We start from the raw sequence: 7792 nt of genomic DNA on the forward strand, positions 1-7792 counted from the left end.
ACGGACGCCACATGGGCGGGCGGGGCTGCGACGATCGCGAGGTCGACGGGGCCGACGGGCGCCTCGTCGGTGCCCGCGCCGAGCGCGGCCGCGGTACGGGCCTGCTCGGGGTCGTGGTCGACGAGGTGGACGACGACGCCCCGCTGGGAGAGGGCGAGCGCGGCGGAGGTACCGATCAGGCCGGTACCGATGACGAGCGCGGTTCTCACTGGGCGATGTCCTTGCGCAGGGCGGCCGCGGCACCGAGGTAGACGTGGTTGATCTCGGCGCGGGGCCGCTCGGACTCGATGTGCGCCAGTATCCGTACCACCCTGGGCATGGCGCCCGCGATGTCCAGCTCCTGGGCGCAGATCAGGGGTACGTCGACGATGCCGAGCTTGCGCGCGGCGGCCGCCGGGAAGTCGCTGTGCAGGTCGGGCGTGGCCGTGAACCAGATGCTGATCACGTCGTCGGCGGTCAGGCCGTTCCGCTCCAGGATGGCCGTGAGCAGCGCTCCGACCTGCTGCTCCATGTGACCCGCGTCGTCCCGCTCCAGCTGGACGGCCCCCCGGACCGCTCGTACCGCCACCGCACCGCTCCTGTTCCGACGTCGGCCTGTTGGTCCGTCCAGCCTAGTCAGCCCGCCGCCGGTCCCGTGCGCCGTGCCCGCCCGCTGAGACGCCGCCTAGTCCTTCCGCACGGCCGGAGCGGACTTCGCGAGAGTCTCCAGGAGCCCGCCGAGCGAGCTGCCGCCCTGGCCGTGACTCATCGCGCCGATCAGCGTGGTCAGCGGCCCGGCGCCTTCGCCGTCCTCGCCGAGGAGGTTGCCGAGTATGTTTTCGAGGTCTCTGCCTGCCATGGCCCCAATGTCACGCGTATGACACAATTCCGCTACTTGGGGTGAAACACCCCAGCGCGCCTCTTTACGCCCGACCCGCCGGTCCGCTCTGATGGCAGGCAGACCCGCCTCGGGGGAGGTCCGTCATGAAACGTCCCGGCCCGTTGCTGACCCTGCTCGCAGGTCTGCTGCTCGGCCTGCTCACGCTGGCGCTCGACGCGACGGCGGGCACGAGGAACGCCTCGTCGCCGTCACCGTCGGAGATCGCCGACGCCTCCTGTGCCGGCCGCACCGACGACGTCTCGTCCTCGGTCGCCGCCTCGGTCCGCGACGGGAGGGCGGTCGCGCACTTCTGCGACGGGTACAGCAAGGAGTCCTGGCTCAAGGCGCGGGTGCGATCCGACGGCACCATGAGACTGACCGGCGGCCGCTACGCCTTCACCGCCCTCGATGCCGTCGAGGACTCGGGGCTCTACCGGGCCACGGCGACCGTGCGCGGGGCGCGGGTCGACGGCGGCTGGATCGTGCTCGCCGACGGTTGCCAGGTCGGCATCGTCGACCGCGAGGGCGCGCCTTCGTCCGCACCCCGCATCGACCCGGCGACCGGCGCCGTCACGGTCGACGGACAGCGGCTGACAGCGGAACCGGTCCTCCCCTGACATCCGGCCGAGACCCGAGGGAGCCGAGCATGACCGCCGACCCGAACGCCGCCTCCCAGAGCTGGCCGCCGCCCGAGCCGCACCGCCGCGGCCCGCGCCCCGCCCGCTATCTCGTCCCCGCCCTGGTGGCCGGCGCGGTCACGGTCGCCCTCGGCGTGTACGGCAGGGTCCACCACCCGACCGGGAGCGTCTTCGGCCTCGGCGCCTTCAGCAGCACGTTCGCGGGGAAGGCGTGGCTGGCCTCGATCGCGTTCTTCTTCGCGCTCGTCCAGCTGGTCTCCGCGCTGATGCTGTACGGGAAGCTGCCGGGACCGCGCTGGGCCTCGGGCCTGCACCGCTGGTCAGGGCGGATCGCCTTCCTGGTCGCCGTCCCGGTGGCGGTGCACTGCCTGTACGCGTTGGGCTATCAGACGTACGAAACACGCGTTTTGTGGCACTCCATCCTGGGTTGCTTCTTCTTCGGTGTTTTCAGTGCCAAGATGCTGCTGCTCCGCTGGGAGCGACTCCCTGGCTGGCTGCTGCCGATCGTCGGTGGGCTGGTGTTCGCCGTGCTCACGCTCGTCTGGCTGACGTCCGCATTCTGGTTCTTCCGCACGTTCGGAGTGACGACATGACCGAGGGCTCCACTCGGCGCACCATGCTCACAGCGGGTGCCGCGGCGCTCGCCGCGACCTGCGCGGGCTGCGGCAACAACAACGGCAACGGCTCCTCCAGCTCGACCGAGACGCCCGCCTCGCCCGAGACGCCCGCCTCCTCCGCGGCGTCGCCCACCGCCGGCTCGTCCGCCTCCGGGTCGGCGAGCGCTGCCACCGGGAACGCGCTGGCGCAGACGAGTGAGATCCCGGAGGGTGGCGGCATGATCTTCAAGGACCAGAAGATCGTGGTGACCCAGCCGACGAAGGGCGAGTTCAAGGCCTTCTCAGCGATCTGCACCCACATGGGCTGCACCGTGGCCAAGGTGGCGGACGGCACCATCGACTGCCCCTGCCACGGCAGCAGGTTCCACATCGCCGACGGCGCGGTCGCCCACGGTCCGGCCACCCGGCCGCTGCCCGCCAAGTCCATCACCGTGAGCGGAAATTCGATCACGGTGGCCTGACCGGCCGCGTACGCTCCCTCGGCATGCAACCCGAGGACCTGGTACGCGACCACACCATCTACGCCTGTGTCATGGGGTCGCGCGCCTTCGGGCTGGCCACCGGGGACAGCGACACCGACCGGCGGGGCGTGTTCCTCGCCCCCACTCCCCTGTTCTGGCGCTTCGAGAAGCCACCGCCGCATGTGGAGGGGCCGGGCGAGGAGCAGTTCTCCTGGGAGCTGGAGCGCTTCTGCGAGCTCGCGCTGCGGGCCAATCCGAACATCCTGGAGTGCCTGCACTCGCCCCTGGTGGAGCACGTCGACGACACGGGCCGCGAACTGCTCGCGCTGCGCGGCGCCTTTCTGTCCCGCCGCACCCACGCCACCTTCACCGGCTACGCCCTCGCACAGCGCCGCAAGCTGCAGGACGACGTCCGCACCCGCGGCGCGCCGCGCTGGAAGCACGCCATGCACCTGCTGCGGCTGCTGACCAGCGCCCGTGACCTGCTGCGCACCGGCGAGCTGACGGTCCAGGTCGGCGACGGCCGAGAGGCGCTGCTGGCGGTGAAGCGGGGCGAGGTGCCCTGGCCCGTCGTGGAGTCGCGGTTCGCCCGGCTGGCCGAGGAGACCGACGAGGCCCTGGAGCGCACTCCGCTCCCGGCGGAGCCCGACCACGCGCGCGTGGCCGACTTCCTGTTCCGGACCCGGCGCGCCTCGGCGGCGTGACCGGACCCGGCTCAGGCGTCCCAGAGGGCGCCCAGGGTCATCAGGTCGCCCCGGTACTCGACGCGGTCGGCCCACTGTGTCGGCCAGGCGTCCTCGCCCAGCCAGGCCCCCGCGAACGCCCCGGTGAGGCAGGCGATCGAGTCGGAGTCGCCGGAGGAGCAGGCGGCCCGGCGCAGGGCGGCCAACGGTTCCCCGGGGAAGAGCAGGAAGCACAGCAGGCCGGTCGCCAGGGCCTCCTCGGCGATCCAGCCGGCGCCGGTGGCCAGGCAGGGGTCGTCCTCAGGTGAGGCGGTGGCCACGGCGTCCCGGAGGCGGTCGAGGATCTCCAGGCACTCGTCCCAGCCGCGTGCGATGAACGCCTCGGGGCCCGCGTCGTGGCCGCGGGTCCAGAGGTCGCCGAGCCAGGTGTGGTGGTAGCGGGTGCGGTTGTCCACGGCGTACGCCCTCAGCCGGGTGACGAGTGCCGCCGGTTCGGTGCCCTGGGCGAGCAGCCGCACGGCGCGCGCGGTGAGGTCCGAGGCGGCCAGGGCGGTGGGGTGGCCGTGGGTGAGGGCGGACTGCAACTGCGCGGCTCCGGACCGCTGTTCGTCGCTCAGGCCGGGTGCGAGGCCGATGGGCGCGACCCGCATGTTGGCGCCGCACCCCTTGGAGCCGATCTGGCTGGCGTCCTGCCAGATGCGGCCCTCCTCCTTCAGGAGGTCGCAGGCCCGCAGGCAGGTGCGGCCGGGTGCGCGGTTGTTCTCCGGTGACTGGTACCAGTTCACGAACTCCTCGCGCAGCGGTCGCTCCAGCCGCTCGGGCCCGAGCACGCCGCGGTCCATGGCGGTGCGCAGCGCGTGCCCGACGGCCAGGGTCATCTGGGTGTCGTCGGAGACGAAGGCGCGCTCGGGGAGCTCCATCTGCCGCCAGGGTCCGCACTTGGCGAGGATGGCGGGTACGTCGTTGAACTCGGTCGGGAAGCCCAGCGCGTCCCCGAGGGCGAGACCTATGAGGGAGCCGGTGGCGGCGCGTTTGTGGGCGGTGAAGGTCATGCGGGGCGTCCTTCCCGGGACGGGCGGAGCAGGGGCGGGCGGAGCGTCGTGGCGGTGCCCGCGCGGTAGAGCGCGGCGGGTTTGCCGCGCCCGCCGGTCAACCGGGCGGCTCCGGGGACCGGTTCGACGAAACCGGGTGTGGTGAGGACCTTGCGGCGGAAGTTGGGGCGGTCCAGCGCGACGCCCCACACGGTCTCGTAGACGTTCTGCAGCTCGCCGAGCGTGAACTCGGGCGGGCAGAAGGCGGTGGCGAGACAGCTGTGCTCCAGTTGCGCGCCGACGCGGTCGTGGGCGTCGGCGAGGATCCGGTCGTGGTCGAAGGCGAGCGGCCGGGCGGGGTCGTACGGCAGCCAGCGCGCCTGGGCCGCGTCGCCGCCGCCGTGCGGCTCGGGCGGATCGGGCAGCAGCGCGGTGAAGGCGACGGATACGACCCGCATCCTCGGGTCGCGGTCCGGCTCGCTGTAGGTGCGCAGCTGCTCCAGGCGCAGCCCCGACAGGTCCGCCAGGCCGGTCTCCTCGGCGAGTTCCCGCCGGGCCGCCGTCTCGGCCGACTCCCGGGGCAGCACGAAGCCGCCGGGCAGCGCCCACCGGCCGGCGTACGGCTCCAGTCCGCGCTCGACGAGCAGCACGTGCAGGGCGCCGGCGCGCAGGGTGAGGACGGCGAGGTCCACGGTGACGGCGAAGGGTTCGTAGGCGTACTTGTCGTAACCCTGCACGGTTCCGTCATCCCCTCCGACTAATAGTCGCTACGACTATAAAACCCCGTCGGATCACCACGCAAGCCCTCCACGCCCGCTGGAACCCCTTTCCCGGGAACGACGACGGCCGGCCCCGGTGGAGCCGGGACCGGCCGTCAGAAGGACGTACAGGGCGCTCTAGAGGTCGACTTCCTTCATCAGCATTCCGACCTCGGTGTTGGACAGGCGGCGCAGCCAGCCCGACTTCTGGTCGCCGAGGGTGATCGGGCCGAAGGCGACCCGCACCAGCTTGTCGACCGGGAAGCCGGCCTCGGCCAGCATGCGGCGCACGATGTGCTTGCGGCCCTCGTGCAGGGTGACCTCGACCAGGTAGTTCTTGCCGGTCTGCTCGACGACCCGGAAGTGGTCCGCGCGCGCGTAACCGTCCTCCAGCTGGATGCCGTCCTTGAGCTTCTTGCCCAGGTCGCGCGGGATCGGACCGACGATGTGCGCGAGGTAGGTCTTCTTCACGCCGTACTTGGGGTGGGTCAGCCGGTGCGCCAGCTCGCCGTGGTTGGTGAGCAGGATGACGCCCTCGGTCTCGGTGTCGAGGCGCCCCACGTGGAAGAGCCGGGTCTCCCGGTTGGTGACGTAGTCGCCGAGGCACTGCCGGCCGTCCGGGTCCTCCATGGTGGAGACCACGCCGGCCGGCTTGTTCAGCGAGAAGAACTGGTACGACTGCGTGGCGACGGTCAGCCCGTCGACGCGGACCTCGTCCTTCTCCGGGTCGACCCGCTTGCCCTGCTCCAGGACGATCTCGCCGTTCACCTCGACGCGGGCCTGCTCGATCAGCTCCTCGCAGGCGCGCCGGGAGCCGTAGCCCGCGCGGGCGAGGACCTTCTGCAGCCGCTCGCCCTCCTGCTCGGCGCCCGGGAAGGTCTTCGGGAGCTTCACGTCCTTCTTGCCCGCGTACCGCTCGCGGTTGCGCTCCTCGGCGCGGGCGTCGTACTCACGGGAGCTCGCCGGAGCGGTACGGCCGCGCCCGGTGCCCTGCCCCTGCCTCGGTCCGCCCTTGGCGCCGCCGCGCGCCGAGGCGCCGCGGCCCGACTTCGGGCCGTCCTGGGTGGCGCCGGGACCCACGTCGTAGCGCCGCTCCTCCGGGCGCGGCTTCTTCGGCCGGCCGCCCTGCTTGTCGTCGCGGGCGTTGCCGGCGCCGCGGTAGTTACCGCGGGCACCGCTGCTCCCGCCGCGGCCGCCGCTGTTGCCACCACGGCTCCCGCCGTTGTTTCCGCTGCTGTTCCTGCCGCTGCTGCTTCGCATCAAAGTTCCGTCTTGTCGTCTGCGTCCTCGGAATCCGGAGCGTCCGGATCGAACGACGGCACGCCCTCCTGGGTCTCGGCCTCGATCGCCTCGGCCTCCGGGAGGAAGGGCGCGAGCTCCGGGAGCTCGTCCAGGCCACGCAGGCCCATCCGCTCCAGGAAGTAGTTCGTCGTCCTGTACAGGATCGCACCTGTTTCGGGTTCCGCGCCCGCCTCCTCGACCAGACCGCGCTGGAGCAGGGTGCGCATCACCCCGTCGCAGTTGACCCCTCGTACGGCCGAGACCCGGCTGCGGCTCACCGGCTGGCGGTACGCGACGACCGCGAGGGTCTCCAGCGCGGCCTGGGTGAGCCGTGCCGTCTGCCCGTCCAGGACCAGCCGCTCCACGGCCGGCGCGTACTCGCCGCGCGTGTAGAAGCGCCAGCCGCCCGCGACGAACCGCAGCTCGAAGCCGCGGCCCTGCGCGGTGTACTCGTCGGCCAGCGCGCGCAGCGCCTTCGTGATCGTCTGCCGGGGTCGCTCCAGGATCCTGGACAGGTGCGCCGCCGTGGCCGGCTCGTCCACGACCATCAGGACCGCCTCCAGGGCCGGCTTCAGGTCGAGGTCGGCGACGGGACGCAGCCCCGTCGGCAGTTCCGTGGTGTCCTCGCTCACGGCTTCTCCTCCTTGGGCGGCTCGGGCGGCTCGGGCGGCCGGTCGAACTCGTCGGTGACCATCGGCCGGGTCTCGCCGTCCCCGCCGGTCCAGCGCACGATCAGGTCGCCGAGCGCGGTCTCCTGGTCCAGGGCGACGGCCTTCTCGCGGTACAGCTCCAGCAGGGCCAGGAAACGGGCCACGACCGTCAGGGTGTCGTCGGTGTCCGCCACCAGGACCCGGAAACTGGCCTCGCCGAGCTCCCGCAGCCGCGCCACCACGATCCCCGCCTGTTCCTGCACGCTGACCAGCGGGGCGTGGATGTGGTCGACGTACACCTGCGGCTTGGGCCTGGGCTGCATCGCCTTGACCGCGAGCCTGGCGAATCCCTCCGCCCCGATGCTGATGACGACCTCGGGCAGCAGCTCGGCGAGATGCGGTTCGAGGCCGACGGTACGGGGCCAGCGGCGGGCCTCGTCCGCAAGGCGCCGGTTGAAGATGTCGGTGATCTGTTTGTACGCGCGGTACTGCAGCAGCCGTGCGAACAGCAGGTCCCGGGCCTCCAGCAACGCCAGGTCGGCCTCGTCCTCCACCTCGGCGGCGGGCAGCAGCCGCGCGGCCTTCAGGTCGAGCAGGGTGGCGGCGACGACGAGGAACTCGGTCGTCTGGTCCAGGTCCCAGTCCGGTCCCATGGCCCGGATGTGCGCCATGAACTCGTCGGTGACCTTGGAGAGCGCGACCTCGGTGACGTCCAGCTTGTGCTTGGAGATCAGCTGGAGGAGGAGGTCGAAGGGCCCCGGTGTGCAGGACGCGGGCAAGAAGGCGCTGCTGGGCACAGCCGTGGACGTCAAGC

At 72.0% G+C, this 7792-nt stretch carries 12 protein-coding genes; 4 read left to right on the forward strand and 8 right to left on the reverse strand.

The window, feature by feature from the left end; genetic code table 11:
* The 3 genes from ABZ646_RS34900 to ABZ646_RS34910 form a co-directional block, all read right to left on the reverse strand.
* On the reverse strand, positions 1–209 hold a 209-nt coding region (locus tag ABZ646_RS34900; RefSeq protein ID WP_360528082.1), incomplete at its 3' end, for an FAD-dependent monooxygenase.
* Positions 206–568 (reverse strand): chorismate mutase, encoded by a 363-nt coding sequence (gene aroH / locus ABZ646_RS34905; protein ID WP_360528085.1) that lies wholly within the window; start codon positions 566–568, stop codon positions 206–208. The genes ABZ646_RS34900 and aroH, both read right to left, overlap by 4 nt.
* Positions 569–664: 96 nt before the next feature.
* On the reverse strand, positions 665–838 hold the full coding sequence (locus tag ABZ646_RS34910) for a hypothetical protein (protein ID WP_360528087.1): 174 nt from the start codon (positions 836–838) through the stop codon (positions 665–667).
* Between the two features lie 125 nt (positions 839–963).
* Here ABZ646_RS34910 and ABZ646_RS34915 point away from each other — a divergent pair, with 125 nt between their 5' ends.
* The 4 genes from ABZ646_RS34915 to ABZ646_RS34930 are packed head-to-tail and all read left to right on the forward strand — an operon-like array spanning position 964 to position 3279.
* A complete protein-coding gene (locus ABZ646_RS34915) occupies positions 964–1476 on the forward strand; it encodes a hypothetical protein (RefSeq protein WP_360528090.1) in 513 nt (170 codons plus the stop codon).
* Between the two features lie 29 nt (positions 1477–1505).
* On the forward strand, positions 1506–2090 hold the full coding sequence (locus ABZ646_RS34920; protein WP_360528093.1) for a DUF6529 family protein: 585 nt from the start codon (positions 1506–1508) through the stop codon (positions 2088–2090).
* Positions 2087–2575 (forward strand): Rieske (2Fe-2S) protein, encoded by a 489-nt coding sequence (locus ABZ646_RS34925; RefSeq protein WP_360528096.1) that lies wholly within the window; start codon positions 2087–2089, stop codon positions 2573–2575. Before ABZ646_RS34920 ends, ABZ646_RS34925 begins: the two co-directional genes overlap by 4 nt.
* Positions 2576–2598: 23 nt before the next feature.
* Positions 2599–3279 (forward strand): nucleotidyltransferase domain-containing protein, encoded by a 681-nt coding sequence (locus ABZ646_RS34930; RefSeq protein ID WP_360528099.1) that lies wholly within the window; start codon positions 2599–2601, stop codon positions 3277–3279.
* An 11-nt stretch (positions 3280–3290) separates the two neighbouring features.
* Here the strand turns inward: ABZ646_RS34930 and ABZ646_RS34935 are convergent, their stop codons facing one another.
* The 5 genes from ABZ646_RS34935 to ABZ646_RS34955 form a co-directional block, all read right to left on the reverse strand.
* On the reverse strand, positions 3291–4310 hold the full coding sequence (locus ABZ646_RS34935) for an ADP-ribosylglycohydrolase family protein (protein ID WP_360528102.1): 1020 nt from the start codon (positions 4308–4310) through the stop codon (positions 3291–3293).
* On the reverse strand, positions 4307–5026 hold the full coding sequence (locus tag ABZ646_RS34940) for an NUDIX domain-containing protein (protein WP_360528105.1): 720 nt from the start codon (positions 5024–5026) through the stop codon (positions 4307–4309). The genes ABZ646_RS34935 and ABZ646_RS34940 overlap by 4 nt, the downstream gene beginning before the upstream one ends.
* 159 nt (positions 5027–5185) lie before the next feature.
* The gene (locus ABZ646_RS34945) at positions 5186–6307 is read right to left on the reverse strand and encodes a pseudouridine synthase (protein ID WP_360528108.1); all 1122 of its coding nucleotides are present in this window, start codon (positions 6305–6307) and stop codon (positions 5186–5188) included.
* Complete coding sequence (scpB, locus tag ABZ646_RS34950; RefSeq protein ID WP_360528111.1) at positions 6307–6960, reverse strand: SMC-Scp complex subunit ScpB; 654 nt, start codon at positions 6958–6960, stop codon at positions 6307–6309. Before scpB ends, ABZ646_RS34945 begins: the two co-directional genes overlap by 1 nt.
* Positions 6957–7792 (reverse strand): segregation/condensation protein A (locus tag ABZ646_RS34955; RefSeq protein ID WP_360528114.1); only part of this gene is annotated, 836 nt, incomplete at its 5' end. The genes scpB and ABZ646_RS34955, both read right to left, overlap by 4 nt.

The sequence above is a fragment of the Streptomyces sp. NPDC007162 genome (assembly GCF_040634175.1).
GTDB lineage: Bacteria > Actinomycetota > Actinomycetes > Streptomycetales > Streptomycetaceae > Streptomyces.

What these genes read in the sequence shown, in the direction of transcription:
- ABZ646_RS34915 (WP_360528090.1), top strand. Translation starts at nt 964, where the DNA reads ATGAAACGTCCCGGCCCGTTGCTGACCCTGCTCGCAGGTCTGCTGCTC.
- ABZ646_RS34925 (WP_360528096.1), top strand. Translation starts at nt 2,087, where the DNA reads ATGACCGAGGGCTCCACTCGGCGCACCATGCTCACAGCGGGTGCCGCG.
- ABZ646_RS34910 (WP_360528087.1), bottom strand. Translation starts at nt 838, where the DNA reads ATGGCAGGCAGAGACCTCGAAAACATACTCGGCAACCTCCTCGGCGAG.
- ABZ646_RS34930 (WP_360528099.1), top strand. Translation starts at nt 2,599, where the DNA reads ATGCAACCCGAGGACCTGGTACGCGACCACACCATCTACGCCTGTGTC.
- ABZ646_RS34920 (WP_360528093.1), top strand. Translation starts at nt 1,506, where the DNA reads ATGACCGCCGACCCGAACGCCGCCTCCCAGAGCTGGCCGCCGCCCGAG.
- ABZ646_RS34945 (WP_360528108.1), bottom strand. Translation starts at nt 6,307, where the DNA reads ATGCGAAGCAGCAGCGGCAGGAACAGCAGCGGAAACAACGGCGGGAGC.
- ABZ646_RS34935 (WP_360528102.1), bottom strand. Translation starts at nt 4,310, where the DNA reads ATGACCTTCACCGCCCACAAACGCGCCGCCACCGGCTCCCTCATAGGT.